The 26737-nt window shown below is 43.9% G+C and carries 24 protein-coding genes and 3 pseudogenes; 8 read left to right on the forward strand and 19 right to left on the reverse strand.

Features of this window, described 5'->3' with window-relative positions:
- Nucleotides 1-2 precede the first annotated feature (2 nt).
- The 11 genes from AACT42_RS02145 to AACT42_RS02195 form a co-directional block, all read right to left on the reverse strand.
- Complete coding sequence (locus tag AACT42_RS02145) at nucleotides 3-1910, reverse strand: BglG family transcription antiterminator (protein WP_236732701.1); 1908 nt, start codon at nucleotides 1908-1910, stop codon at nucleotides 3-5.
- Nucleotides 1911-2016: 106 nt separating this feature from the next.
- Entirely contained in the window at nucleotides 2017-2763 is a 747-nt protein-coding gene (gene dagF / locus AACT42_RS02150) for a 2-dehydro-3-deoxy-phosphogluconate aldolase (protein WP_094131642.1), read from the reverse strand.
- Nucleotides 2754-3878: a DgaE family pyridoxal phosphate-dependent ammonia lyase gene (locus AACT42_RS02155; RefSeq protein ID WP_017049433.1), complete on the reverse strand. Its 1125-nt coding sequence runs from the start codon at nucleotides 3876-3878 to the stop codon at nucleotides 2754-2756. Before AACT42_RS02155 ends, dagF begins: the two co-directional genes overlap by 10 nt.
- Nucleotides 3862-5025: an amidohydrolase/deacetylase family metallohydrolase gene (locus tag AACT42_RS02160; protein ID WP_094131643.1), complete on the reverse strand. Its 1164-nt coding sequence runs from the start codon at nucleotides 5023-5025 to the stop codon at nucleotides 3862-3864. The genes AACT42_RS02155 and AACT42_RS02160 overlap by 17 nt, the downstream gene beginning before the upstream one ends.
- 45 nt (nucleotides 5026-5070) lie before the next feature.
- Nucleotides 5071-5718 carry a DUF4310 family protein gene (locus AACT42_RS02165; RefSeq protein ID WP_017045613.1) on the reverse strand — a complete coding sequence of 216 codons (648 nt, stop codon included), beginning with the start codon at nucleotides 5716-5718 and terminating at the stop codon, nucleotides 5071-5073.
- A 10-nt stretch (nucleotides 5719-5728) separates the two neighbouring features.
- A complete protein-coding gene (locus AACT42_RS02170; protein WP_017045612.1) occupies nucleotides 5729-6505 on the reverse strand; it encodes a DUF4311 domain-containing protein in 777 nt (258 codons plus the stop codon).
- Nucleotides 6506-6529: 24 nt separating this feature from the next.
- Nucleotides 6530-6823 carry a DUF4312 family protein gene (locus AACT42_RS02175; protein ID WP_094131644.1) on the reverse strand — a complete coding sequence of 98 codons (294 nt, stop codon included), beginning with the start codon at nucleotides 6821-6823 and terminating at the stop codon, nucleotides 6530-6532.
- Nucleotides 6820-7188 carry an SFCGS family glycine-rich protein gene (locus AACT42_RS02180; protein ID WP_019281179.1) on the reverse strand — a complete coding sequence of 123 codons (369 nt, stop codon included), beginning with the start codon at nucleotides 7186-7188 and terminating at the stop codon, nucleotides 6820-6822. The genes AACT42_RS02175 and AACT42_RS02180 overlap by 4 nt, the downstream gene beginning before the upstream one ends.
- Nucleotides 7179-7541, reverse strand: a complete 363-nt coding sequence (locus tag AACT42_RS02185) for a transcriptional regulator (RefSeq protein ID WP_228209387.1) — start codon at nucleotides 7539-7541, stop codon at nucleotides 7179-7181. The genes AACT42_RS02180 and AACT42_RS02185 overlap by 10 nt, the downstream gene beginning before the upstream one ends.
- Nucleotides 7542-7835: 294 nt before the next feature.
- The gene (locus AACT42_RS02190) at nucleotides 7836-10763 is read right to left on the reverse strand and encodes a DEAD/DEAH box helicase family protein (RefSeq protein ID WP_094168061.1); all 2928 of its coding nucleotides are present in this window, start codon (nucleotides 10761-10763) and stop codon (nucleotides 7836-7838) included.
- Nucleotides 10760-11347 (reverse strand): class I SAM-dependent methyltransferase, encoded by a 588-nt coding sequence (locus AACT42_RS02195; protein ID WP_088728669.1) that lies wholly within the window; start codon nucleotides 11345-11347, stop codon nucleotides 10760-10762. The genes AACT42_RS02190 and AACT42_RS02195 overlap by 4 nt, the downstream gene beginning before the upstream one ends.
- A 250-nt stretch (nucleotides 11348-11597) precedes the next feature.
- On the opposite strand from AACT42_RS02195, the gene AACT42_RS02200 reads away from it, so the two are divergent.
- The 3 genes from AACT42_RS02200 (at nucleotide 11598) to AACT42_RS02210 (ending at nucleotide 13091) form a co-directional block, all read left to right on the forward strand.
- Nucleotides 11598-11993 (forward strand): ACT domain-containing protein, encoded by a 396-nt coding sequence (locus tag AACT42_RS02200; RefSeq protein ID WP_094131897.1) that lies wholly within the window; start codon nucleotides 11598-11600, stop codon nucleotides 11991-11993.
- A 99-nt stretch (nucleotides 11994-12092) separates the two neighbouring features.
- Nucleotides 12093-12245 (forward strand): hypothetical protein, encoded by a 153-nt coding sequence (locus AACT42_RS02205; RefSeq protein WP_176428357.1) that lies wholly within the window; start codon nucleotides 12093-12095, stop codon nucleotides 12243-12245.
- A gap of 288 nt (nucleotides 12246-12533) precedes the next feature.
- On the forward strand, nucleotides 12534-13091 hold the full coding sequence (locus AACT42_RS02210; RefSeq protein WP_013857463.1) for a hypothetical protein: 558 nt from the start codon (nucleotides 12534-12536) through the stop codon (nucleotides 13089-13091).
- A gap of 16 nt (nucleotides 13092-13107) precedes the next feature.
- Here the strand turns inward: AACT42_RS02210 and AACT42_RS02215 are convergent.
- The 4 genes and pseudogenes from AACT42_RS02215 to AACT42_RS02230 form a co-directional block, all read right to left on the reverse strand.
- Nucleotides 13108-13230 (reverse strand): annotated as a pseudogene (locus AACT42_RS02215) (integrase); the annotation flags it as partial.
- A gap of 114 nt (nucleotides 13231-13344) precedes the next feature.
- Nucleotides 13345-13428, reverse strand: a pseudogene (locus AACT42_RS02220) (transcriptional regulator); the annotation flags it as partial.
- Between the two features lie 2 nt (nucleotides 13429-13430).
- Nucleotides 13431-13784: pseudogene (locus AACT42_RS02225) on the reverse strand (hypothetical protein); the annotation flags it as partial.
- A 569-nt stretch (nucleotides 13785-14353) separates the two neighbouring features.
- Nucleotides 14354-15187 carry a hypothetical protein gene (locus tag AACT42_RS02230; RefSeq protein WP_094131898.1) on the reverse strand — a complete coding sequence of 278 codons (834 nt, stop codon included), beginning with the start codon at nucleotides 15185-15187 and terminating at the stop codon, nucleotides 14354-14356.
- A gap of 203 nt (nucleotides 15188-15390) precedes the next feature.
- On the opposite strand from AACT42_RS02230, the gene AACT42_RS02235 reads away from it, so the two are divergent.
- The 5 genes from AACT42_RS02235 (at nucleotide 15391) to AACT42_RS02255 (ending at nucleotide 23615) form a co-directional block, all read left to right on the forward strand.
- On the forward strand, nucleotides 15391-15735 hold the full coding sequence (locus tag AACT42_RS02235; RefSeq protein ID WP_094131904.1) for a hypothetical protein: 345 nt from the start codon (nucleotides 15391-15393) through the stop codon (nucleotides 15733-15735).
- A gap of 136 nt (nucleotides 15736-15871) precedes the next feature.
- Nucleotides 15872-17929, forward strand: coding sequence for a type I restriction-modification system subunit M (locus AACT42_RS02240; RefSeq protein WP_094131899.1), 2058 nt, complete (start codon nucleotides 15872-15874; stop codon nucleotides 17927-17929).
- Nucleotides 17929-19329 carry a restriction endonuclease subunit S gene (locus AACT42_RS02245; protein WP_094131900.1) on the forward strand — a complete coding sequence of 467 codons (1401 nt, stop codon included), beginning with the start codon at nucleotides 17929-17931 and terminating at the stop codon, nucleotides 19327-19329. The genes AACT42_RS02240 and AACT42_RS02245 overlap by 1 nt, the downstream gene beginning before the upstream one ends.
- On the forward strand, nucleotides 19326-20360 hold the full coding sequence (locus tag AACT42_RS02250; RefSeq protein ID WP_094131901.1) for a PDDEXK nuclease domain-containing protein: 1035 nt from the start codon (nucleotides 19326-19328) through the stop codon (nucleotides 20358-20360). Before AACT42_RS02245 ends, AACT42_RS02250 begins: the two co-directional genes overlap by 4 nt.
- Nucleotides 20361-23615 (forward strand): type I restriction endonuclease subunit R, encoded by a 3255-nt coding sequence (locus tag AACT42_RS02255; RefSeq protein WP_094131902.1) that lies wholly within the window; start codon nucleotides 20361-20363, stop codon nucleotides 23613-23615.
- Nucleotides 23616-23717: 102 nt separating this feature from the next.
- On the opposite strand, the gene AACT42_RS02260 is transcribed toward AACT42_RS02255, so the two are convergent.
- The 4 genes from AACT42_RS02260 to AACT42_RS02275 all read right to left on the reverse strand — a co-directional run bounded on the left by AACT42_RS02260 (nucleotide 23718) and on the right by AACT42_RS02275 (nucleotide 26274).
- Entirely contained in the window at nucleotides 23718-24167 is a 450-nt protein-coding gene (locus tag AACT42_RS02260) for a hypothetical protein (protein WP_254918702.1), read from the reverse strand.
- 59 nt (nucleotides 24168-24226) lie between these two features.
- Nucleotides 24227-24757, reverse strand: a complete 531-nt coding sequence (locus AACT42_RS02265) for an AAA family ATPase (RefSeq protein WP_254918509.1) — start codon at nucleotides 24755-24757, stop codon at nucleotides 24227-24229.
- A 182-nt stretch (nucleotides 24758-24939) separates the two neighbouring features.
- Nucleotides 24940-25098, reverse strand: a complete 159-nt coding sequence (locus AACT42_RS02270) for a hypothetical protein (protein WP_176429117.1) — start codon at nucleotides 25096-25098, stop codon at nucleotides 24940-24942.
- An 18-nt stretch (nucleotides 25099-25116) separates the two neighbouring features.
- Nucleotides 25117-26274: a site-specific integrase gene (locus tag AACT42_RS02275; RefSeq protein ID WP_094131903.1), complete on the reverse strand. Its 1158-nt coding sequence runs from the start codon at nucleotides 26272-26274 to the stop codon at nucleotides 25117-25119.
- Nucleotides 26275-26737: the final 463 nt, after the last annotated feature.

A 26737-nucleotide genomic window follows, 5' to 3' on the forward strand; every position in this document is an offset into this window, starting at 1 on the left:
TTTTATTGTAATTCCAAGTGCGCCAGTGTTTTGAAGTGCTTGAAGGTTTCGCATTGCGACAGACTTTTACCTAATTTTTTATTAATCAGCACTTGGAAAAGATCATACAGCCCCATCGCCTCTTCATAGTCACATTTACTTAAGGCGAGGAAAAAGATCAGATAGGCTTTTTCACCATTACCCCATTCAATTCCACGCGGTGCAGCGACGGTGTAAACCATCGAACGTTTAGCAAAGAGTTCAATCGAGTGAGGTAGAGCAATGTATTCGCCCATCATGGTTGAAACCAAACTCTCTCGCTCTTGCAGTGAAGCTCGGTATCCTTCCTCTACCAACTCTGTTGATTCAAGATGCGAGCAAACCTGTTCAAAGAGGTGTGATTGCTCAATGACGTCATCAAGGTAGAGAAATTGAGCCTTGGAAAAATACTTATCCAAAAGATAAGAGTGCGTGCGATCAACCAACACTTGTTTGCCCAGTTCTTCCAATTGATGTTGGGTAGGGAAGGGGTCAACCACAAAGCTCTGAATCTCTCTATTGGCTAAGGGCATGGTGGTAATAATGAGGTCCGCTTGCGTGGCATCAGCGGTGATCAATTGTTCAGGGGAATAAACCGTTTTCATATCCAATTGCGGATACTGGCGGCGGATGATCGCTTCTAGCCCAAGTGTTGCGGCATTACCGGCGTCGCAATACAGGAGCGCTTTGGGTGTACGGTGACCTAAATGGTAATTACGTTCAAGCCCCACACCAATGTGAATCACAAGATAGCCTATTTCGTGCTGTGTCATGCAGTAACCCGTCTCTCTGATCCAGTCTGCGATGGCCGATAAGGTAATACTGTAAGCGAGTGGGTAGTGCTGTTTGATATGCTCGGCCAATGGGTTAATTGTGGCGACATGATGTTTGACTCGAATGATCATATGGCAGACGTGGTTGTGAAGATCGCGGCGTAATAGCGCATCGTCACGCACATCGTAAGGGTAATTTTGATAGATATAATCAAAGATGTGAGTGACTAGAGCATCGGCTTCATGCTGTACACCCTGGCTAAGGAGTGCTTGATTCGTCGCAATTCTCGCTTGAATGTGAATCGCCAAGGCGGCAATTTCATGGTTATTGGCGGGTAACAGCATCGGTAGCGCAGAAAATAACGCTTTGGCAATTGGTAGCGTCGTTTCATGAACATCGTTTTTAGAAAATTCGGTAAGCTCTTTGCCACACGCGAGCCTGTGCAGTGTGACGGCAGCATAAAGGGTTAACCAACGCAGCCCAATATCATTGATATAGAGTGTATGGTTGGTCAACACTTCACGAAAGCGCGCTGCAAAAATTTGCTGAGATTTTTCAGGGAAAATCGTACTAATAAAGCCCAGAGCTTGTTTTGTCTCTTTTTGTTCGATGTAGATAAGTTGTGTTAAACGGGAGCGAATCGCCATTTCTGGGCCTTGGATCTGCATGCCCAAACGAGGTTTACTTTCGATCGATAAACCAAACGTGGCCAGTTGGCTGCGTACATCAACCATATCATTTTGAATAACAGTGCGGCTTAGATTCCATGTCTCGGCCAATTCGTCAATTTTTACGCCTTGTTCTGCCGTTAATAGCAGTACTTGAATCTGGATGATGCGCTCTTTACTGGTCCTTGGAATCGTTTCTGCATTTTGCACCCTCGACAAAAAATGCTCGAAAGTTGATGGGTTGTAGATATTGAGTTGGTAACCGGAACCGCGCTGGTGGAGAAGATGTGCGCCATGATTGACCATCACATTATTGAGCAGCGCGACATCGGTGCGTATGGTGCGTGTCGAAACATTAAGCCGTTGCGCAAGTTCGTCCTGAGTCAAAGGCGAGGCGGATACAGCATCCAACAAATGAATTAGGCGAGGGTGCGGTAGCTTGTACATCATCGATTCCTATTCCAGCATGAACAGCGCTATCTAAAAGGTAAAATGCACTAAAGGCAATAGATAGCCAACGCTTTGTTATGCCGGAGCACATGCTCCGGCGTCGGTGTTATGAATGTGCCAGTTGTTTTTGAGTCATGGCCAGCAGGGTTTTCACATCCTCGGGGCGAGTCTGTCCGGTTTTCTCATCGATGATTGAGCTGTAAATGTGTGGAATGACTTTTTCGACTCCAGCATCGAGAGCGATGCGTAAAATCTCTTCAAAGTTGTTTAGATCAATACCACCCGTTGGCTCTAACCAAAAGTGGTGACGAGCACAGGCGTTGGCAACTTCTTGGTACTCAGCTTTGCATTTTAGCCCCTGCATTGGGAAGAATTTGACTGAGCTGCAGCCCATATCTTGCAACATGGCAATCGCCGTATCAACGGGAACAACCGCTTCTTCCATACCTGAACTTTTCGGGCCAGTTGAGATTTTAACCAAGCCAACAGTGCCTGATGGTGAAATCAAACCATTCACGATGGTGTGATTTTGACCTAGAGCTTGACGCGTAGCCCCCACACCAGTAAAGACTTGATTGACATGCTGAGGCTGTAGTATTCCGGCTAAAGCCGTCACCATATCCGATTGTTTGGGATCCCCTGCGCCAAGGCCAATCGATAAAGCATTCTCGATTTTTTCAGCGCACGCTTTCATATCAGCCGCAGCGCTTGCGGTATCTGGGTAATCTTTCGAGAGCATACCGACCAACACATGGCCTTCTGCGGCTTGGTAGACTTCAATCGCATTATGATGCGAACCCGCCAGCACATTGAGACATACACGGTCAGCGTAAAAATTAGGGCTTAAAGACATTCTAATGACTCCTGATTCAGTTGGTTCATGGCGCTAAGAATAAGTTCAAGTTGATGAGATGAAACACTGCGGACATCAAATTCCACCGAACCTTCATTGGATTTGTAAGCGCGGCAATAAATCGCTGGGTTACCATTTTGGAGGCGTGTAACGGCTTCATTAGCGCTGATACCAAATTGTTTGGCATCAAAACTCACTTCTGCACGTGCGATATCTCGGCCTGCACTGTCCCAAACCACGCGCGCGCTTATCCCTTCAATACGGTTTAACCCCTCGATAAATGGCGTCATTTTATCCACCATTTGTTGGCCGGTTTCTTGTTGGCGGCTTAAGTACAGCTCAATGGCATGCGTTAGGCCTAAAATGCCTTCTTTACCGACTTTCATCGCACGGCCAATCCCTGCAGATTGCTGCTTAACCCATTCCACATATTGATGTTTCCCAATCACTAAACCACTGGTTGGGCCTTCAATCGCTTTCGCACCACTGTAGATCACCAGATCAGCCCCTTGCTGATAATAGAGTTGTAGATCCTCTTCTGCTGCTGCATCAACAATCAACGGAAGCTGGTGGTCTTGAGCCACTTTGGCCGCTTGTGCCACGGTTAACATGCTTTTTTGCACGCAATGGTGCGATTTAATGTAGAGAATGGCGGCGGTATTGGGGGTGATTGCCGCGGCTAATTGTTCTGCGCTGCATTCATTAGCCCAACCGGCCTCAATCAGGTTACCGCCGCCAAGATTTACCATGCTGCCAACCGGGGCACCATAATTGACGTTATGCCCTTTGGGGATCACAATATCCGTTGCGATCGGGTGCGTTTTTGCATGCAGATGCTCAAGCAGATAAGGGTTACCACGCACAATGACTGCCGCGACACTCTGTGCAATTCCCGCTGAAGCGCATGAGACGACGACCGCATTTTCAACTTGCAGCAAACGAGCAATATATTGGCCAGTTTTGTTCACCAAATCGCTCATTTCAAAGTAGTTGTTCATCCCAAAACAGACGGTCTGCTCCACTTCGGGCTGCGGAGTGGAAACACCAAGAGCTGTCATACGGCCAGATGCGTTGATCACCTGTTTCAAGTGATATTTTTCAAGAATGGAAGACATAATGCTGTTGTCCTTGTTCAGTCAATACAAGCTTGCCGTCAATGATGGCAGCAAGAGGCGTAAATCTCTGTTGTCCAGTTCGATGCTGGTGATGAGTATCGGTGTAGTTAACCGACGCTTTATCGATGGTGTAGAGCGTTAAATCGGCATCATAGCCTGCAATTAAGTGCCCCTTTTTCGCTAGGCGAAGTGCTTGCGCTGCTTGACTCGTCACGCGCTCAATGATCTGCTCATGGGATAATCCGAGCGTAAAAAACATCGACATCAGGTGGGCAAGACCGTAAACCGGGCCATTGAGTCGGTTTTTACAGTAAATGTCAGAACTGATTGTATCGGGCAAAATCCCTTGTGCGATTGCCTGCTCAGCCACCTCAAAACTGAAACTGGCACTGCCGTGGCCGATATCAAGTTTCAGGCCTCGAGCTCTGGCCTGCTGAACGCTGCTTTTTATCTCCCCATGACAATCAAGAATGCGGTTAGGTTTGCCATTAAAGCAGTGAGTGAGAATATCGCCTTTGCCCAGCAGAGCGACAATTTCATCCAAATCCGGCGGCGCATTACCGACGTGCACCATCAATGGAACGCAGCCGCATTGCTGCTGTAATGCTTTGGCAGCCTGAAGCGGCATTAAGCCATTGTGGCCGACAACACTACCGCTCATGCGTGCTTTTAAGCCGACAATAAATTCGGGATGACGAAGCAGCGCTTGCTTTGCGCTATCCAGATCAATGTCGTTGGCATCGGCCAGTTCATTTTGGCGCAACAAGCCAATTTTCGAGATGTTAAGTAGTGCGCGCACATGGGTTGTGCATTGCGCTGCAAGCTGCGCAAAATCATCCACGTCGTTTGCGCCTGTGCTGCCCGCATCAATGACAGTTGTCACGCCACCGGACACCCCAACGTTATCGGGGTGGTCGTTATAAATAGGCGAGTTCGGATAGCAGTGAGTGTGGCCGTCAATCCAACCAGCACTCACAAAAACGTCATGATCTAAATCGACGGTCTGTTTTGCCAATGAACCAGCAAGATCGCCCACCGCCGCTATTTTGTTGCCCTGAAGGGCGATATCGATACTACACCCACCCGCTTGTTGGGCATTTTTGATCAGGATGTCATACATAATTTGCATCTCACGCTCTTCGCTCATCGGCGCGAAGAGCGATTCTCAGTAGAATTTAAACCCCAGCTTGTTTTACAGTGCGATAGGAAAAAGAGCTCCTAACGCCATCGCTCCGAGAATGGCACCACCCGTAATCGGTTTACCCCACACATAGAAAATCAATGCGCCACCTAGAGAGCCGATCCCAATCGGGATAGAAGCGGCCATCGCAGATAAAATGATCAATGGTCCAAGAAAACGGCCGGAGCTATTGCCTGCTCCCATCATCACATCAGCCCCGTAGGTTGAATCGCTTTGGTTGATGGTAAATTTACGTGCCAGCACAATTAAGCCACCAATCGCCAAACCAGCGAGCATGCCTGTGATTAACGAAGCGGTGAAATTTTCAAGAGGATAAACAATGCCAGCACCTAGTAGTAAAGCTGGAATCCCTAAACCCACACCGGTTTGCACTGCGCCACCGATATCCAAAATGCCCACGAGCGAACCTTCAATGATGCGAGCAAACAGAAAGCTTGCACCAAAAGCGGCCACCGCACCGTACGCGCCTGTATCCATCCCTGCTCGCAGCATGGAAACAAACGCCACTTCGTTAAAAGCACCGACACCGTATAAGTAGTACATGTGCGTTCCGGCAAAAACCCCGGCTGAAAGCAAGCCCACGAAAATCGGGAAAGACCAGTCGGCATACCAAAAGTTGTGTTTCATTTTTTCGTCCATGGTCAACTCCTTATTTGCCACTGATCATGAGATGGATGTTTTCAAGCCACAAAGGAACTTGCATATGGAAAGCTTCGATAAATTTCATGTCGAACCCGCGGAAGAAAGCACTTAACGCAAACAGTGCAATAATTGCCGCCATCATGATCTGGGTTACTTTGTTCCAACCACTCTCTTCAACACCTTTACCAATCAAAATACCCAGCACCAAACCAGGAACGGCGTTGCCCATAATCATCTGAGCTAAACCACCAAAGATAGTGGCCCAAAAGCCCGATTTTTTACCCGCTTCAATTGCCGCTAGCCAGAAAATAACCGGCATGACGGTATTCACCAGTAAGTTTGCCGCTGGTACTAATACCTTTACCGCCGTGACTTGCAGCGCCGCAGGAACGGCCGCCGCCGTTGAGTTAAGAAACGCAACCACAATCGCACCGATAATGGCGCAAGCAATGCCCATTCGTTTTGGATCATGCAAGGTAGTGGCAAGGTCGCGGTTTTTTATCATCAGCGCCGCCGCGCCCCAGTTCGGGATGATGCGGTGGTCAACATCTTGAGTGAATGCCCCTGCCGCAACCGTTGAGGCCCAAGCATTAAAGAAGAATCCAAGCCCAAAAGAGAAGTGAGAGGCAGGGTCGCCTTCACACGAGTTCAACTCTCCCAGAGTACGAAATGCGCCCATACCTTGGATAGTTGGAGCATGGAACATCCTTGCCGCGCCTACTCCAACGCCGATACCGACTAAGCCACCAATGATGATGGACTTAAAGAGAATGATAAGAAACATGTCAGGGATCCTTATAGTGACCTGTTAACGTTTGAAATCGACCTGTTCCACATCTATGTAGGTCAGGCTGACCGTAACCTCTAGCTTGACGCTGTATTGGCGTCGATCTCTTGCAAGAAAGAAGAAAAGGAATTTCTCTCGCTTTACCTTCTCTTCTGCTTGCAAAACGTTGACGTCTAACGGCTCAATCCGGAGGAGCACTTTTGCGTTATTCTTAAGTAACGTGGGTTGCACTTGGCTTAAAGCCGCGGCAAAAGCCTGCTGCTTTGTTTCGCCCTTGCCACTCACAGTTACCTTAGTGGTTAACTGCTCTTTCATGCTTTGACGCCATGCTTAGCCACAAACGCCTTCACCAGTTTTTCGCCCAGCTCTTCTTTATCCATAAAGCCGAAACCCAAAACCACACAGCCTTCATTGATCGCGGTTATCCCTTCCTCAACAGAGCGCATTCCATAACGGCATTGATAGCCATATTTTGTTTGCGCTGTGATAGCACCTGCGCCGCCGCTGCCGCAAAAAGAGATCCCTAAATCGGCTTGCTGCTGTTGCATGACATCACCTAACTTCATGTCTGCGGCCATGCCGGGAATAACGGTCACTTCAGCGCCTGCCGCTTGAGCACCGGCTCCTACTTTCTGACCTTTGCCCATGCGATCACCAATAACGACTTTGATTACTGACATGTTGTTTCTCCTGCTGTTGGGTTTAATTCGTTTTCTTTAGCTACTTCAAAATGGACCGAAAGCAGATGCGCTTCTTCATAAGCGAGGTTCTCCATCCAACGACACACTTGCTCGGCCAAGGTGAAACAAATGGGAGAGATTTCATCAAACATCTCCATATCGAGTTCAGGTAACGATTCACCGCTAAATGAGCGCCAAACCATCGCTTTGATGTGTGTTTCGAGCATTTTTTTCTGTAGCGAATCGGGGTAGATAGCGTGTGAATTAAGCAAGGCAATGGCTCGTTCGGTGAGCGACAAGCCAAGCTCTATAATCTGTGCATCATCCATGCTAATGGGTTGAGAGTTTTGCACCGTGGGATTCTCCAAATGTTTAGCTTGGAGAAGAAAATAGCGTAAAAGGGAGCAAGGGTGGATAAGCCCTATTTCCACTTCCAAATGGAAATAAACCGTGGCCAGTAACATTCGCGCGGTTTTATGTGATGTGTGAATAAGATTTATGGGAATAAATGCGCTGAAAAGGTGATTTGAATCGCTATTTCAAGCGCAAATTTATCGTCTCTTTATTTGCTGCCTGTCACAAAACAACTGGTGGTTATTTTGGTTTTATGTTTATTTTCCCAATCGAGCGTCAGGAAGCACGCAATATTAACGGAGGATGGCTTTGAGCCGAGCAAAAGTACGCATGCTGTCGGTTGCGAGCATGGGAGCGTAGTCAGCGTTTTGTGCCTCAAGCTGATAATGGTTTGGTCCTATTTTGCGTACTACGCGTAGCAAGTAGTGGTTATCACCCGTTTCATCTTGAGTTTCAATCGCCATGACCAGATTAGAAATTGAACCTGCGCTCTTTGGTGTGACCCATTCAAGTAGTAGTAAATCACCATCTTGAATCGGGCTTTTACCTCCATTCATTGAATTACCTGAAGCGGGGGCAATGAAATGTCTTGTTGGGTCAAGCTTACCGTAACCACCGGCGACTAAATATTGATCTTGAGTATCATGAGTACCTTGCTTGAAATGACCGCAAGCAATTTTTAGATCGGGGTAGAGGGGCAAATAGGTACCTTTTTCGCTTGCTTGGCTTGGTAATGGAAGGATCTTGGCCGAAGTTTGGATTGGCTTTGAGTTTGAATGTGCTTCTTGCTTACTGACTCGCTGTATGTATTCGGCAAAACGCAAATCGACAAGTTCTTGAATAAGATCATGAAGCTGTGGCAAATCGGCATTGTCTACAGCAAAAGTGGGTAAAAAGCGGTGATTATCCACCTTAAACCATGCATGGCCAGAAGAGTCTGGGCTTGTAAACGCTTTGACTGGGTTTCGATTCCAGTAATTTAGCCATTCGGATCCTGTTGCGCTAAATTGCTTGGCTTGTTCGGTGAGATCTCGTCGCATCAAATCAGGTCTACGTGATAACACTTTATGACTTTGAATCGCTAGCTCATTCAATGTTGGGGGCTTTCGCAAACCATCAAGCTCTAATAGTGCTTCAAGTAAAACGGCTTTAAAGCATTTGCTCATCGCTGTGATTTCGACTGCTTTGAGCAAAAACTCGTCATATTTCGTCAGTCGTTGAGTCAGTGCTAAGTCACTTTCTTGGTCTGCCACGAACCTAAACCAACTTTTCATCAAGCGGCGTACTTTACTGAGATCATAGCCATGGTGGAAAAATTCGGCGGCACTTGGTCGGTGTGCGAGCTGATGCTTGAGATCTTGGTAATCTTCAGCCGCAGTTGAACGTATCTGTTTTGCTAAGGTTTGCCAAAATTGCAGCAGTTGTGGATCAAAGTTGACATAGCAACCGGCCGCTAACGAAGTGGTTTGGTTGGTCGCTTTGACTATTTCTTTCAGTGAACCCACATTGAGTAGGGTTGCGGGCCGATTTAAAAATGAAGAGTGATTACCGATAAAATCTAACACCATTAATTGCTGTTTACCTGTACTCGGAGATTGGCGCAAACCGCGGCCTAATTGCTGTAAAAAGAGTATTTTTGATTCGGTGGGACGAATCATCAAAATGGTATCAATCGCGGGTAGATCGGTTCCTTCATTGAACAGGTCGACAGAAAAAAGAATGTCGATACTTCCTTCATTCAACTGTTTTAAGGCGTCGTTTCGACGTATTTGAGAGTCACTATAGACGGCGATAGCGCGAACGCCTTGTTTGGAAAAGTATTTCGCCATGTAATCGGCATGACGTTTAGAAATACAGAAAGCTAATGTGCGCTGTTGTTTTCTGTCAAACCAATGGTGATAAATATGTTCGGCACGCTGCTTGGTCGCAAATGCACTGTCCAAAGCTGTAGGGTCAAATTTGCCATTGCGCCAAGGGATTTCTTGATAATCGACGAATTGATCGTAAATACCGTAGTAATGAAATGGCACTAAAATTTTCTCATCAATGCCATGCACCAAGTTACGCTCAAACACTAAATTGTTGTCGCAAAGCGATAATATATCGGCTTGATCAGAGCGCTCGGGTGTTGCAGTTAAGCCTAAAAGAAATGCTGGTTGGAAATAAGCGAGTAAATCTCGGTAACTACGCGCACTCGCGTGATGAAATTCATCGACAACAATATAGTCAAAATCATCGGCTTTGAAGCGCGCTAACTGCGCTTTTTTACCTAAGGTGGCGACTGAAGCAAAAAGATAATCAGCTTCCTCTGTTTTTTCAGCTCCGTTGTATAAGCCAGTTTTAGCGTTAGGTATTAATTTACTAAATGTGCTTTCAGCTTGAGTCAGAATCTCTTCTCGATGGGCAACAAACAAGACGCGTTTTGCTTGCATCTGTTGGGCATCAAAAGCGGCTAACCATGTTTTTCCCATTCCAGTCGCTAAGACAACCAAGCCACGTACATAGCCTTGCTCACGGCTCTGGTTTAGCGCTGATAAAGCCAACACTTGCATTGAGTTTGGGGTAGGTATCTCCGGTGCTTCATCGGCTCCATCCAACAGTGTTAATGAACGTTGCGTTGACAGTTTTTTGTAGCGCAGTAAGTAGTCGTCTATCCAGTGATGGGAGAGAGTCATACTCTGTTCATGAGAAAAAATAACTGAAAACTGCTCACGAATATATTCAAATTCTTGCGCTGCGGGTGAAGTGGCTGGTTGCTCAAAATCGTGGCGTAAAGCCCACTCATAGCTTTGTAGTAATGCTGTTTTACTGATGTTATTTGAACCGACCCAAGCACACCCTTCACTGATGGTCCCTTGTTCTGTTTTAACAAAAATGTAGGATTTCATATGAAAGCTATGTTGACTTTCACAAGTAAAAATACGGCATTGCGCTCCACGTTCCGCCAATATCATAAGGCGTCGTAATGCGACTGGGTGGGTTATTGCTAGATAGTCCGAAGTCAGTAATTTGAGTGAGGCTCCACTTTTTAGAGCGTCAAGAATAGGGTCAAATAGTAAATCCAATCCGGAAGGTTGAACGAAAGAAACCGAGATCTCTATTTCACTAGCGTGGTTAATGGCTTGGATTAACTTAGGAAGTAGCGGGTCTTGTTTCCCTCCCGCACTCAGTTTTGGGCCGCTATATAAAGTGGCCAGACCCTTGTTTCTATGAGCGCTCATCGCTCTTCACTTTTTATTAAAATAGCATTCAACCACTGTTCGTTTTGGCGATCCGTTCTTAAATCATTGGTTATCCAGATTTTTGCCACATTCAATGGGGCATGAGCGATCCACTGTGCTAAACGTTGTTCATCACCGTTGGTAAATCGACGGCCATCACGTTCCACTTCCCCTGTTCCATATTTAAAAGAACAATATAAAGGGGCTAATGGTTTTAGCTGAGAAGCTAAATGAGTAAAGGTATCTGGAAGATCCAATTCACCAACATGCAGTAACGATGCGCAAGCCCAAATACCATCAAAAGATTGATCACTTTGAAAATCAGCAAAGGTTGAAACGGTGACCGGAATTTGAAGCAGTTGAGATGCCAAGCTTGCTAATTCTTCACTGGCGTCAAATGCCACCACTTTATAACCCTGCTCAATGAAACTTTTTGCATCTCTGCCAGAACCACAACCAGCATCAAGGATGATGCCCCCTTTTGGAATATGGGGCGTAAAGTGTTCCATCAGCGAATGGGTATCTACTTCTTTGGTTGATGCAAAAAACAGTTGGGCATTTTGGTTGTAGAACTCGATAGACATAATCGCTCCTCAAAGTGAACGCTATTCTAACTATCTAATACCAAAGGCTCAATTGATTGCAGTACAAGTGTGATCAACTGAGTTGTTTTAAGTTTTTCGTGCGCAGACAGCGAGCCTAAAGTCGCCATAGAATTCAATTGATTTTCTATTCAATAAGAATGACTGATTAACCATTAGTATTATTAATTTCACTTATTCCACAGAGGGCTTTACTCTGCACTTCGGCTTCAATTTGAATGAGAAAGAAAATATGACAGCGATTACTGATTTAGAGGTTTTACTGCAATCCATGTCACCCGAGTTGGTGGGCGGAAGTTATGTGTTTTGTACTGTGCAAGGGGCATTAGCCGATTATTTGCATTTAGAACCCGTGGCGACATTTAAAGAGCGTGAAGGGCTGACCTTGGTCGTTGAGCAGCAAAAGGCCGTTGCGGCGCAGCTCGATTTTGAATCGGTATTCAGCTTAATTACGCTGACGGTTCATTCAAGTTTAGAGGCGGTGGGTTTAACGGCCGCTTTTGCAACTAAGCTAGCTTCGTATGGCATCAGCGCTAATGTGATGGCGGGCTATTATCATGACCATATTTTTGTGCAAAAAGAGAAGGCAGAAAAGGCGATGGCGGCACTCAAAGAGTTCGCACAATAATGATTTCCTTGCTACCTGCAACTCCAAGTTGTTTGGTGATAAATATTCAAAATAGCATAGTTTGATGCAACCAATCGGTTAAGTGTAGAGGATAAGTGTATGAGTAATATGGTAATGAAAGTGAAGACGGCATCTGGTCGGCAAGTGACCTATCACCGGAATTTAACGGCGCTGCGCCAGTCGTTTGACCAAGCTGGGATTCGCTACCAGTTGATTGAGACGAAAGTTGCTGAGGTTCGTTCTCCTCGCTGAATGAGTTAGCGTACGTCAGTCAATTTTTATTCAGGGATGATTGAATGTGTCAAAAGGGGAGTGGTGATGCGTTTGTTGAGCTTGCATTTTTGTTTCCAAAATTGAGAAACATATTTTCGAGAATAAGCGTGTATTGATAAGAGTCTTTTCTAGGATTTATACCGAATGCCGTGATATTATCCTGCGCCCAACGGCTATGTGGTGGGTTTATAAACCACTACTGGCCTTATTAGTAGCAGATAGTTTCATTGTTGTGGATGATGATTCTATGTAAAAAGAGACCATATTTTGCTTGATATATTACGCGAAGTATTAGGATGGACATCTGTCGCATTCTATATATCACTCACTATTTTTAATTCGATGAAGTTTACTCGCTATGCTGCATTTGCTTCGGCTGCGAATGACATTGCTTGGTCAATTTTGATGGGCTGGTGGCCTAAAGTCATCCTTAACCTGTCGGTTGGTGCCATTAACGCCTATCGATATGTGAAAGATTTTACTAACACCAGCAAAATGGTGATCAATTCTGCTGCGGCTTTGATGGCGAGCGGTATTCTTTATATTGCTTATGTGGCCGTAAGCAGCTTTATCAATAACCCCACACTTGCTGAAGCCTTGCAGTTTGGCGATCTCGCGTTAATTTTGTTGGCACTGTATATGACTGACCTGAAAAGGTTCCGTTTGCTCATGTTCTTATCGGGGTTTGTTGGTATGGCTGCCTATTTCGGTAACCCACAAATGATGATTATCAAAGCGTTGGTTATTGGCATTATGGCTTACAAGCTTTTCCGCGCCGATAAACTCACGACAGTCGCTACCCATCAGCAACAAACGAATGCATAACTGCGGGTGTGTAAACTGACCTCCGCATTTGTACAAGAGAAACATCAGGGTGGCGTCCTAAGTTGAGATTGGCGCGCTTTCTATTTATTGAGCGATAGTCATTGAGTTGCGATTGTTTAGAGCCACCTGGCAAAATCATCAATTTCCTACTTCAAAAGGAACTGAACCCGCGTCCATGTATTCCTAAATCATTAAAAAATACTAGCTTGTTATAGCAATTCAATCTAAAGCAAGAGCGCTGATACTGAGCATTTTACCCATCCTCACCATCTATCAATAGCGATTTTAACGCATCGGGAGAAGAGGGGAGCAGTCCGACTTTTAAGCCAAATGGTTTGAGTTGCCAATAGGCGACATCGTGCCAAACTTGAGCAAAACATAGTCTTGTTCGTTTGAACTAAGGTCTTCAATATCTAGGAGTTTAACCCAGTACCGTCTACTAGCGCCGCTAGGCATAATATCGTCTAGAAACTTTAACCATCCAGGTTTACCCATGTCATTAAAAAAGAATGAGACAGGGTGGTTGAGTGAAACAGCGTGAAAGTCATCTTTATCGTGATGTTCTAGCGCATAGTCGCTGAGGTAGTTGAGTTCAGTTACTCGGAAATTATGTTGGCTACTTTTAGGGAACGAGATAATACCAATATCTATCCATTCACCTTTGATAAAAGCTTGTACGGTTAGTTCTTCCATCGACAACACCCTACTTATCAATGAGTAAAGTTTTACTCTTAAAGTCATTTTCTTTTAAGTTGTGAGTAAATTGTTACTCGTAATCTGTAAGTCAAAAGTTTTGATGAGCAGAATGGATGATTTCAGCGATGAAAGCTGCGATAGGAAGTAGGGCGTTAATAGTTTGTACAGTGATGCAAGTTGTTCGTAATAAATGAACAGTTACCTTGAATGAACAAAGTGGTTGAGGTGAGCTGTAGCAGTGTTACGAGGAATGTTACGTAAGTGAATCTCGATGAGACTCCCTGAACCACTTAAAGCTAGATATGACAAGGGATTAGAAAAGAAAAAAGACGTCCGGAGACGTCTTTAAACTATGATTTGGTGGAGCTGGCGGGACTCACCTTCAACTGCCTTAAAAAACAGTTACTTCAATAGGTTAGGGTGTTTGTGATTTTTGAGAATAACTCTTTAGTACCTTATCTTAGTACCATATGAGGCCAGTATCAATATAGAAGCCTATTATCCTAATTAAGGACGCCAGTTCAGCTCCCTATTTGGGAGCTGAACCGATATCTATGATACGCAGATCACTTAATCTGACTTTTGACGGCGTTAATCCTTTCCAACTGCGACGCACTTAATGAGTGTTGCTTTAATTGCTCATAGCTTTTTAATAATCTGTTTTGTTGACGTCGAATTTGTCGATCATTTAGCTCTTCTTTTGCGTTTAACCACTTATCAAACTGCTTTTGCATCAGCTTGATGAGTTTTTCAATTTCAAGGGCTTCAGTGGCTTTTTTATATTGGTATTGCCAAGTTGATAGTCTGCGTCCTTTCTCTTTTTCAATTGGCTCATAGCTCCGGTAATCTATGCCGACATGTTGCAGTACTGCGCTGTTGAATGCTTGCTTAATGACTTTTGTTGCTTTTTTCCGTTGTAATTCCGTGAGGACTCGATTGCCGACAACCTTACCAATCATCAAATGCACATGGTCGCCACTACCTTTTTTTCCTTTCTGTTCCTGCTGGTGCAAGACAGCTCGAATTTGTTGTCGGTATTGCGAAAATTCACATTTGTTAAGTTGACACAATTTAGCAAGAGCCAATGCACAATCTTTGACAATGGATTGCCACTGCTCATAGCTAGGTCTGTAGCCCCTTGGCAACGTAAGGCAATATTCCATAGCGTAGGTCGATAGTGGGCGACCTCCACGGCGGTTATTTAGCTGCTGATTAAGCCTGAATTGTTCGCCTGTAAGAGCAATGCGCTTGGAGGTAGCGCCACAGCCGAAGAGTGATACGAGGTCTTCGGTGTATTTGTGGTTGGCGTGTTCGGTGTTTAGTAGGTAACGCTCTCGCATCATTACACCATCTGATGCAAGTCGAACGGGTTGTGTTGTTACAGTCCAGTTTTTAATCATGAAATATGTTTTCTATAAATATAGAAAATTATTTTTTAGATTTAAACAACTTAAAATCAACTGGTTATGCTGGGTTATGGTTCCAGATAGGTCAAGTGCTTCGCATTGTCCGCTGGCAAGAGTGGATACCCCTCTTAACTCCCCTTTTGAAAAACGTAAATTTGCAGCAGCCTAAAATAGTTCTTATGCTTATAAAAAACACTATGGACAAACCTATTCCATCTTCCGATCTTATCGGTTACATCATTGAACTTGAACTGTTTGAATCTACAACGCTCGAAGACCAAGTCATACAAAAGGCAGAGAACGCAGGCTTTTTAAACGTACACGATGAGTCTTACATGCCTAAATTGCGTTGGATAAAGAAAATCGTTAAGCATGCTGAAGATGCATTTAATCTAGAAGCAGTCATTGATAGTGAACAGCCGCTTGAGCTGAATATGTCGACGTTCAAACAGCTTAGGCAAGAACGCGAAAAGCGAGTAAATGATATTTTGGAATTGTTAGCTAGGTATATCATTGATGCAGCTCCGCCTTACAAAGGCTAAGAACTAGCATTGTTTAAAATATGATCTCTCATTTAAAGTACCTGTAATAGGTGCTTTTTTGTTGTATGTCGCTGCGACTTGGAGAGTGGTGAGGTACAATCGGCACAATTTTTTCATATTCAATGTGCTGATTATAATGACTAACAACAATTTCTCTTCAACAGCAGCGTTTTTATGGTCGGTGGCTGACCTACTGCGTGGTGATTTCAAGCAATCTCAATACGGACGCATCATTCTCCCATTCACACTGCTAAGACGCTTAGAGTGTGTGCTAGAAGCTACCAAGCCAGAGGTACTGGCAAAATACGAAACAGTCAAAGCCATGCCGATTGAGGCGCAAGATAAACTGCTCACCCACGCAGCGAAATTAAGCTTTTACAATACCTCAAAAATGGATTTAAACCGCCTTGGTGAAACAGGCGTAGCAAGTAACCTAGAGAGCTACATTCAATCGTTCAGCCCTAATGCGCGTGAGATTTTCGAGCACTTCGATTTTTTCAATACCATCGACAAACTGGAAGAGGCCGATCTGCTTTACAAAGTGGCCAAACGCTTTGCAACCACCGATCTTCACCCGAATACCATCAGCAACTATGGTATGGGGCTAGTGTTTGAAGAGCTTATTCGCCGTTTTGCTGAAAGCTCCAATGAAACCGCAGGGGAACACTTTACCCCAAGAGATATCGTGCGCTTAACTACCTCTTTGGTCTTCACTGAAGATGATGATGCGCTGACCCAATCGGGTTTAGTGCGCTCCATTTATGACCCAACCGCAGGCACGGGCGGCTTTTTATCGTCTGGTATGGAATACGTGCTGGAGCTAAACGAAAAAGCGTCCCTGTCTGCATTTGGTCAAGAGCTAAACCCTGAGTCCTACGCTATCTGTAAAGCGGATATGCTGATCAAGGGGCAGAAGGTCGATAACATCAAACTGGGTAATACCTTATCGAATGACCAACTACGCACCGACAAGTTTGACTATATGCTGTCAAACCCTCCGTTTGGTGTGGATTGGAAAAAGATCCAAAAACAAATCAATGATGAGCACACGCAAAAAGGCTTTGAAGGTCGATTTGGCGCAGGCTTGCCACGCGTGTCTGACGGTTCATTGCTCTTTTTGCTGCACCTAATCAGCAAAATGCGCTCTGCTTCTCCTGAAAACAAAGGCGAAGGCGGTTCACGTATCGGTATTATCTTGAATGGCTCGCCACTCTTTACAGGCGGTGCGGGGAGTGGTGAAAGCGAAATTAGACGCTACATTCTGGAAAATGACCTGCTAGAAGCCATTGTGGCGTTGCCAACCGATATGTTCTACAACACAGGTATTGCCACTTATATTTGGGTGCTATCTAGCCATAAACCTGCTCATCGCAAAGGCAAGGTTCAGCTGATCAATGCATCAAAAGAGCGTGCCAAAACAGGCGGTCGTGGTCGCAGTGGCGGTGGTGAAGTAGAAGGTGATGATGAAAATGTATTCTATGCAGCAATGCGTAAATCACTGGGTAGTAAACGCAAAGAACTGACAGAAGGCGGCATCAAAGAAATAGTAAAAACCTATGGTCAGTTTGCCGAAAACGACTTTAGCAAGATTTTTGACTACAAAGAGTTTGGCTATCGCCGCATTACCGTTGAGCGCCCGCTGCAATTGGCGATTTATCCGAAAGATGAACTGAGACTTGAAGCCCTGCAAGCCGATAATGCTTGGGCGAAAATGGATGAAACGACTCAACAAGCCATTCTTGATGCGCTCGCTTCTTTTGAACAAGAGAAATATTTATCGCGTGATAAGTTCCTCAAACAACTCAAAGCTAGACTAGCAGCCGTTAAACTCAGCGCAGTTCAACTAAAACTGATCGTCAAACACCTAGGCGAGCACGATGACGAAGCCGAAGTCTGTAAAACAAAAGGTCAGATTGAAGCCAACCCAGATCTGCGTGATAACGAGAACGTGCCACTAACTGAAAGCGTTGCCGATTACTTTGCTCGTGAAGTGCTGCCGCACGTGCCGAATGCGTGGATTGATGAAAGCAAGACCGACCCTAAAGATGGTGAAGTAGGGATTGTCGGCTATGAAATCCCATTTAACCGCCATTTCTATGTGTATGAACCACCAAGAGCATTAGAAGACATTGATGCGGATTTGGATGCGGTATCGGCTGAGATTATGCAGTTGCTACAAGAGGTGCATTCATAATGGCTGGTCGTTATAAAGCATATCCAAAGTACATGACCGCTGATAGTAAATGGTTAGATGCAATACCTGCTCATTGGAAAGTAACGGCACTGAAGCACGTATTATCAACACCTATAACTGATGGTCCTCACTCTACACCAATATTTCAAGATGAGGGTATTCCATTCGTATCGGCTGAAGCAGTGTCTGGAGGTTATATAAACTTTGACAAGATTAGAGGATATATATCTGAAGAAGATGATACTCTTTTTAGTCAAAAATACAGACCTCAACTACACGATGTCTATATGATTAAATCAGGTGCAACCACAGGCATTTCTGCGATTGTTGAAACAAATAGAAGATTTAATATTTGGTCACCTCTCGCAGTAATGAGGTGCAAGAAAAGCTACAACCCATATTTTTTACTAAATTATCTAAGATCCGATTCGTTCCAAAAATCAGTTCAACTGAGCTGGACATTTGGTACACAACAAAACATAGGAATGAACACGTTAGAGAACTTAACAGTATGCTTTCCGCCTTTTGAAGAACAACAAAAAATCGCCAATTTCCTCGATCACGAAACCGCCAAGATCGACACCCTAATCGCCAAGCAAGAAAAGCTGATTGAGCTGTTAAAAGAAAAACGCCAAGCGGTGATTTCTCACGCCGTGACCAAAGGGCTTAACCCTGATGCACCAATGAAAGACTCTGGCGTGGAGTGGTTGGGTGAAGTGCCTGAGCATTGGGTTGTTTGTTGCCTCAAACATATCAAAGGTGAAGACAAAGGCTCTTTTGTCGATGGCCCATTTGGTAGCAACTTAAAATCTGAGCACTTTGTTGATAATGGTGATGTATATGTAATCGAGAGTAACTTTGCTACAACTGGATTATTGGATACAACAAAGTTAAAAACGATCTCAACAGAGCATTTTGAAACAATAAGCCGAAGTGAGACAACTGAAGGGGCGATTATTATAGCCAAGATTGGTGCTAGGTATGGTATGAACTCGGTAATGCCTGCTCTCGATAAAAAAGCTGTAGTATCTGGAAACTCCTTAAGCCTAAAAATTAATGATAAAGCAATGGATGTTCAATATTGTCACCATCTGCTAACACATCTGAAGCAAGAGGGTGCGATGGATGATGGTGTTAACGTAACTGCACAGCCAGCATTGTCTTTAGGTCAACTTAATAATCTTCCATTCTTACGACCATCAAAAGAAGAGCAACAAGCAATTGTTAATTTTGTCCAACAACAAGAAAAATCTCTCTCGTCTCTAATATTAAATGCTGAGAAGATGATCGAATTATCTAGAGAACGCAAAACAGCCCTTATCTCAGCCGCCGTAACAGGCAAGATTGATGTGCGTCACTTTGTTGTAGAACAGGGGCAGCCTCAAGGAGCGCAAGGATGAGCAACCTAAATAACCTACTCCCCTTGAGCCAAGAGGTGGCCGCGCTGATCCGCAGCGCCAAGCAGCGTGCCGCCGCTGCCATTAATAATGAAATCACCGTGCTCTATTGGCAGGTCGGCAACCGAATTCGTCAAGAGGTGTTAGGCGGCGGACGGGCAGATTATGGCAAACAAGTGATCGCCACCCTAGCCACTGAACTTACGGCACAATATGGTAAAGGGTGGAGTAAACGCAATCTTGCCCAAATGGTTAAATTTGCAGAGGTTTTTACAGATGCTCACATTGTGCAGACGCTGTCTGCACAATTGAGTTGGAGCCATTTTGTTATCCTTTGCGCTATTGACGACCCGCTCAAACGGGATTTTTACACCAGCATGGCCATGCAAGAGCGTTGGTCAACCCGTACCCTTGATGAGCGCATTGGCGCATTGCTTTTTGAGCGCACCGCCATTTCTAAAAAGCCAGACGAAACCATCGTCGCCGAGCTAACTGAGCTGAGAGCCTCGGGTCAATACAATAAAAACTTGCTGCTAAAAGATCCCTATATATTGGATTTTCTAGAACTGAATGATCGCTATCTAGAAAAGGACTTAGAAGATGCCATTCTAAGAGACATTGAGCAGTTTTTATTAGAATTAGGCGCGGGCTTTACGTTTGTTGCCAGACAAAAACGCATTCAAATTGATAACGATGATTTTTACATCGATCTACTGTTTTACAACCGTAAATTAAAGCGCTTGGTGGCGATAGATTTAAAGCTAGAAAAATTCAAACACAGCCACAAAAGCCAGATGGAACTTTACCTTAGTTGGTTGAAAAAATACGAAACCGAAGAAGGTGAGAACCCGCCACTAGGCATAATATTATGCTCCAGTAAAAAACAAGAACAAATTGAGTTACTCGAGATGGAAGGCAGCGATATTCACGTGGCTGAATATTTGACCCGCCTGATAGACGTTGAATTACTAGAGCAAAAGTTACAACACTCGATTGCCAACGCCAAGCAGCGACTCAACAATCAGGGCGGATAAATGAACCAAGAAAAAGCATTAAAAGAGTTTCAGTTTCAAAACGACATCCTTGACCAAATGCAGTCTCACGGTTGGTTGCTGGGTGAGTCGAACAAGTACAACAAAGCGTTGGCACTTTACACCGATGATGTGATTGCCTTTGTCAAAGCAACACAACCTGAGCAGTGGGATAAGTTGGCTCAGCACTTCCCAGAGACGGAGCGTAACCCCAATGCAACGGCTGACGCTCTGCTCAAATCATTAGCGCAAGAACTTAAAAATGAAGGCACGCTGTGGGTGCTGCGCAACAAACTCAGTAATCGTGGGGCCAAGTTTGACCTTTGTAGTTTCAAGCCTGATCACGACTTAAACGAAGCGGCAACCGCCCGTTATGAACAAAATATTCTGCGAGTCGTGCCAGAGCTGGTTTACTCATCCAATGGCTATGATGGGCGTTTAGATTTAACTCTCTTCGTCAACGGTATCCCTGTTGCGACGTGTGAGCTGAAATCCGAGTTTAAACAGTCGATTGATAACGCCAAAGTCCAGTATATGAAGGATAGGCAGCCGAAAGATCCAAAAACTCGTAAACCAGAGCCGTTATTAACCTTTAAGCGTGGTGCATTGGTTCACTTTGCCGTGAGCCAATACAATGTGGCGATGACCACGCGCTTAGATGGCAAGAAAACCTTTTTCCTACCGTTTGATCAAGGCACAAGTGAAGGTGGTAAAGGTAATGATGTACCCGAAGATGGTGGTTACGCAACGTCTTACCTTTGGAACGAGATTTTCCAAAAAGATAACCTGCTACTGATCCTTGGCCGCTACATTCACCTTGAAGTGAAAGACGTTGAAAACCTAGACGGTTCAATCACTCAAAAAGAAACGATGATTTTCCCTCGTTATCACCAGTGGGCGGTCGTCTCTAAACTGCTTAAAACGGTGGATAGTGAAGGCACAGGGCATAAATACCTTATCCAGCACAGTGCAGGCTCTGGCAAATCAAACTCGATTGCGTGGCTGTCTCATCAACTCGCATCAAAACACTACACTTCTCCATCTATAGAAAGCGACCATCCTGAGCTTAATAAAAAGGCAGGGGATAAGGTTTTTGATTCTGTTATTGTCATCACTGACCGAACGGTACTGGATAGCCAGCTACAGGACACGATTTATCAGTTTGATCATAACGAAGGCATGATTGCGCGTGTTAACCGAGAAGAAGCACAAGGTTCTAAATCCAGCCAACTGGCAGGAGAACTAAAAGCAAGCACCTCGATCATTATCGTCACCATTCAAACCTTCCCACACGTTTTAGAGGCGATCCGCAAAGACTCAACCCTCGCTGGTCGAAGCTATGCCGTGATAGCAGATGAAGCGCACTCCAGCCAAACAGGGACAACCGCTCGCAAATTGCGTGAAGTGTTGATGAGCGAGCAGCTTGAAGGTGGTGAAGAGAGCGCCAGCGGCGAGACTGAATTGTCGAGTGAAGATATGCTGCGGTTGTCACTGGAAGCACGTAAAGGCTCGAACAAGCTCAGCTACTTTGCTTTTACCGCTACACCCAAGGCGAAAACATTAGAGCTGTTTGGTCGCAAGCCAAACCTTGATGAACCAGCAAGCGACACCAACAAACCACAGCCTTTCCACGTTTATTCCATGCGCCAAGCGATTGAAGAAGGGTTTATTCTGGATGTTTTACAGAACTACACCAGTTACCGAGTTGCTTACCAATTAGCGCACAACAACCCAGATTTAGATCACGAGGTGGACAGCAAAAAAGCTGCTTCCAAAATGGCCAAATGGGTTCGCTTGCACCCGTATAACATTGCTCAAAAAGTGGAAACCATCATTGAGCACTTTAACGAGAAAGTGAAACATCTGCTTGGCGGTGAAGCAAAAGCGATGGTTGTCACCAGTAGCCGACTAGAAGCCGTACGATACAAACTCGCCTTTGAAAAATACGTGCAAGAAAAAGGCTATACCAACGTCAATGCAATGGTGGCGTTTTCGGGCGAAGTGAATGATCCTGACTTACCTGATCAGCCATTCACGGAAACCAATATGAACCCGAATCTGCGTGGTCGTGATATGCGTAAAGCATTTGATACAACAGATTATCAGGTGATGCTGGTGGCGAATAAATTCCAGACGGGCTTTGACCAGCCGAAACTGGTGGCCATGTATGTCGATAAACCATTAAAAGGCGTTGAGTGCATTCAGACCCTTTCAAGGCTAAACCGTACCTACAAAGGCAAAGACAAAACCTTTGTGCTCGATTTTGTGAACGACCCAGAAGAGATTTTGGCAGAGTTTAAGGTTTACTTCCAAACCGCAGAACTCGCTGGTGTATCCGATCCAAACATCGTTTATGAGCTGATGAAGAAGTTGGATAAGGTTTGCATTTACCAGTGGCGAGAGGTTGAGGCATTTGTTGAGGCTTATAACAACAAACAAGCGAGCCAAGCTAAATTAGCCAATGTGTGCAAACCTGCCGTTGATCGTTTCTCCGTTCGTTATAAAGAAGCGACACAAGTGCTTCAATCCGCACAAGCGGAACTGTCAAAAGCGAAAATTGAGCAGAACGACAAGAAAATCAAGTTTGCGGAAAACAGCGTCAAACACGCCAAAGAAGCACGAGATATTCTGGAAGTGTTCAAGAAAGATTTAATCTCTTTTTATCGCTTCTACGAGTTTACCTCTCAAATCGTCAATTTTGATGATTATGATCTGGAAAAGCTGAGTATCTTCGCCAAACATCTTTACCCGCTGCTGCGCCTTGATGTGGTGGAGGATGAAATTGATTTATCCGATGTGGTAATGACGCACTACCGCTTGCACGAGCAGCGTGAAGCCGATCTACAGCTTGGCGTGAAAATCGGTGAAGAGCCAAAGTCTTACTTGCCAGCCGCAAAGGAAGGCACTGGTGCCGTGCCGAAAGATCCAAAAACTGAACTACTTAACGAGATCATCCAGAGAATGAACGATTTGTTTATCGAAGATGGTTTGTCTGAAAATGATATGCTCAATTATGCCAATACCATTGCAGGCAAGATCTCGGAGAATGAAGTGGTGATGGATCAACTCCGCAGCAACACCAAAGAACAAGCGATGCTCGGCCAATTCCCAGAGTCAATCAACAATGCCATTATCGAGAGTATGGACGTACATAACGAGATGGCAATGAAACTTCTATCTAATGAAGCTATAGCGAAAGGCTTTGCTGGGCTGATGTTTGATGTATTGATGAAGGGCTTAGGTAAGCCACAAGCTTAGTTTTTGAGGAAAGCCAGTGACGAGCACTGGCTTTTATCTAGGGTATTCCGTTCTTTCAGTTTGTTAAATAAACGTAATGAATGTAATAAACGAGTAAAATAGTTAGGGGGTAGTGATAAGAAAATAGACTTTTTTTCGTCCTGTTTTTCCACCTAACTTGAAATCAATTAGCTTGCCAGAAAGTTTATCAATGATCTCAATGCACTTATCACGTCCGTAATTGGTGTGTTGGATTAAATAATCGCGTAATTCTGTTTTATCCATTTCAATGGTGTTTAGTACCTTAGTAATTAATGAAACAGCATCTTTATACTTATTGAGGTAATTAGAGTAGTGATTTTCCTCAACTCTCAATAGCTTGTCTTTACAGTAAGTATCACTATCAATACGACAAACGGAATCTACCATTTCCGAGTAGGACATTTTTTCTGATTTTTCATAAGAGAAGGTTAACTCTAACGCATTATTTCCGCGTAACTTTTGGTTAATCAGTTTTATGTACCTAGTTTGTATACCATTTAAACTCTTTTTCTCTTCTTCTATATCCATCATATAGATACAATCGACGTCTTCAATAAGATCAGATGTACCAGAGTAAATAAGGTTGTTGTTCATATCTCGGTTTTATTTGTATGACCTAGCCCTATGAACGTACCTCCTTTAAGTATGAACTCACTCACCTTAATGCCAAAATTACGCATGTTCTTCTTGTCCATCGTGTCTGCGAATTTTTTTAAAGTATCTACAATTAGCACAACATTCTTTGCATCATCATCGGCAGTCAATCCACCTAATATATGTGACAGTGAATCTGTTTTAAATTTATTATATCCGGGCACGAGAGTGTGAACCCCAATGGCAGATAGAACTTCTGTTTTTTCTATGACCCCGCTTTGAGAGTCGTCAGCATTAACATAGAAAATAGATAACCCATCAAGAAAGCCAGTAGCATAGGCTTGTTTTAGTTGATTTAACATTAATAGAGTTTTACCTGCGTTTGGTGGGGCAAAAAGGATGTTTGATTGACCTTTTAAAACTAGTCGATCAAAAATAAATGTTTTTTCGTCGGCATCTTTCTTTATTTCTTCTAGGCTATCATTAATAGAATATGAATTAAGTAATGATAAAGTATTTTCTTTCATAGAATAACGTTTTGGTAAATTATGGGTGAGCGAAACCACTCACCCAAAAGTTAAGGTGAATAACTGTGATTATTTAAATGTTTAGAAGGTTATTTAGATGTGCTTGGGAATTCTCTAAATCCATTATCTAAAATAAAGGCTGTATCAAGAGAGTTAAAAGCCCAACGAGAACCTGCCTTCCATCATTTACCTTCTGAGTTTTTGTATTCAACAGAATAAATCAAGGCAAGAAAATTATCATCTTGATCGCGATACAACTGCTCTATACGATCATTAGTGCGGATATTTCTTCTTGAGTTATAAATATAACCATCAGATTCACGGTTTGTGTTATTGTTCATTCAATTACCTCTTAATTATTAATTTAAACAAGAAAAATAAGGAAGCACATTCTCTGTATGAGATGTATCAATCATATTTACCACAGGATCCAGAATTCTAGGATGGTATTGCTCACTGTAGGTATCAAGCGACTCAGAGTTATGTTTATGGCCAACAATGCACTCTATAATCTCTTTAGAAACACCTAATTGTTTCAACTCATTGATGAACGTGTGTCGGAAAGAGTGTGCATCTAACCCTTTACCTAAACCCAATGAATCCCTGCGGCGTTGAAACCACTTTGAAGCATTGTGTGAGTAGTACCCTTTAATAAGTGGTAGCTCTGGGAAGAGGCGACATTTGCTCTTTGAATTTACGAATGCTAAGAAGCCTTTTGCAATCAATTCATTATGAATAGGGATCAGCCTGATAGATGAACTATTTTTGACACTCTGCCCTTGGAAGTTCTCCCTAATCTTAAGACAGTAAACACCATCAACTTGAGTTACATCATCAAAGATTAGTTGGCAGATTTCATTTAGCCTTGCCCCTGTGTAACGTAACAATAGTGGTACCCAGTAGTAATAAGAATGAAGGTAGCGATGAGATTTGTAGTCTGTCATGTTGAAAATGGCAGCAAGGTGGTGGTCGGAAAAGCATAGGCGTTTCTTTCCACCTTTTTCACTCTTTTTTGGAAGTCGATAGAATACATTGTCCTTAACGTATCCATGAGCTTTGCTCCAGTTAAGAAAAGTAGAGAATTTTTCGATTATCCCTTTGACGGTTGTAAGGGAAAGGGATGGTTTAGGCTTTGGCAAGGCAGCATTTTTGAAGATTACGTCGTACCCTGTTAGTCCCGCAAACTCAGAGTGTTTCTTTGCGTTTGTGGGATAGTGGCTCAAGGCGTCTCGAACGCTTTTAGCGCCTGCACGATCAAGCTCGTTTAAGTCATCAAAGCCGATAAGGTGCAATACTCTCGCAAGAAGTTCATGATCTTGCTGGATGTTTTTTAGCTTAGATTTGCCGAGTTTTATACGTGAATCTGTGTAAGCATCTAGTAGTTCGACACCTGTTAGTGGTTCTAGTGTCTTATGGCTTCGTTGCACTGGTATTTTAAGACTGAGGATAGCTTCGAGATTTACGTTATCGCTGAAATTAGAGCGTAAGCTTTGTGCCACAGAAGAAGACAAATTCATAATAACTCCTAATTAATCAATTGCTTTTCAATCAATCTAAGAAGGTCTTTCACGGCCGTAAAGAAAAAAAACTAGCAACCTATTAATCACATACATGTATGCATATTTAACTGCAACTTATTTTTTAAATTGTTGTTTTTAAATTGTTTATTTGGTTTTTTTGAGCTGATTGCTGAAAGAGTGAGCGAATGAGTTTGTTTTTTTGGGGCGTGAAATCACGCCCAAAATTAAAGCCACATAACTGCTTAAGAGGTCGCTAGGGTCACTCAGTTGAATAGTTTTTCACCTTATCTAAAGGGAGGGGATCAATCAGGTTTACGACAGTCATCACTTGCTCAATGTTTAGATCCTTCCCGTATCGGTCGTAGGTAATGTTATTCAAGGTGTGACTGTAGTGGCATAGTGAATTTGGTCACTTAGTTAGAGGTGATATCATCACCTCATAAGTTAACAGGTGACATTA

Origin of the sequence: Vibrio sp. V15_P4S5T153 (assembly GCF_963874485.1) — a bacterium.
Lineage (GTDB): Bacteria > Pseudomonadota > Gammaproteobacteria > Enterobacterales > Vibrionaceae > Vibrio > Vibrio anguillarum.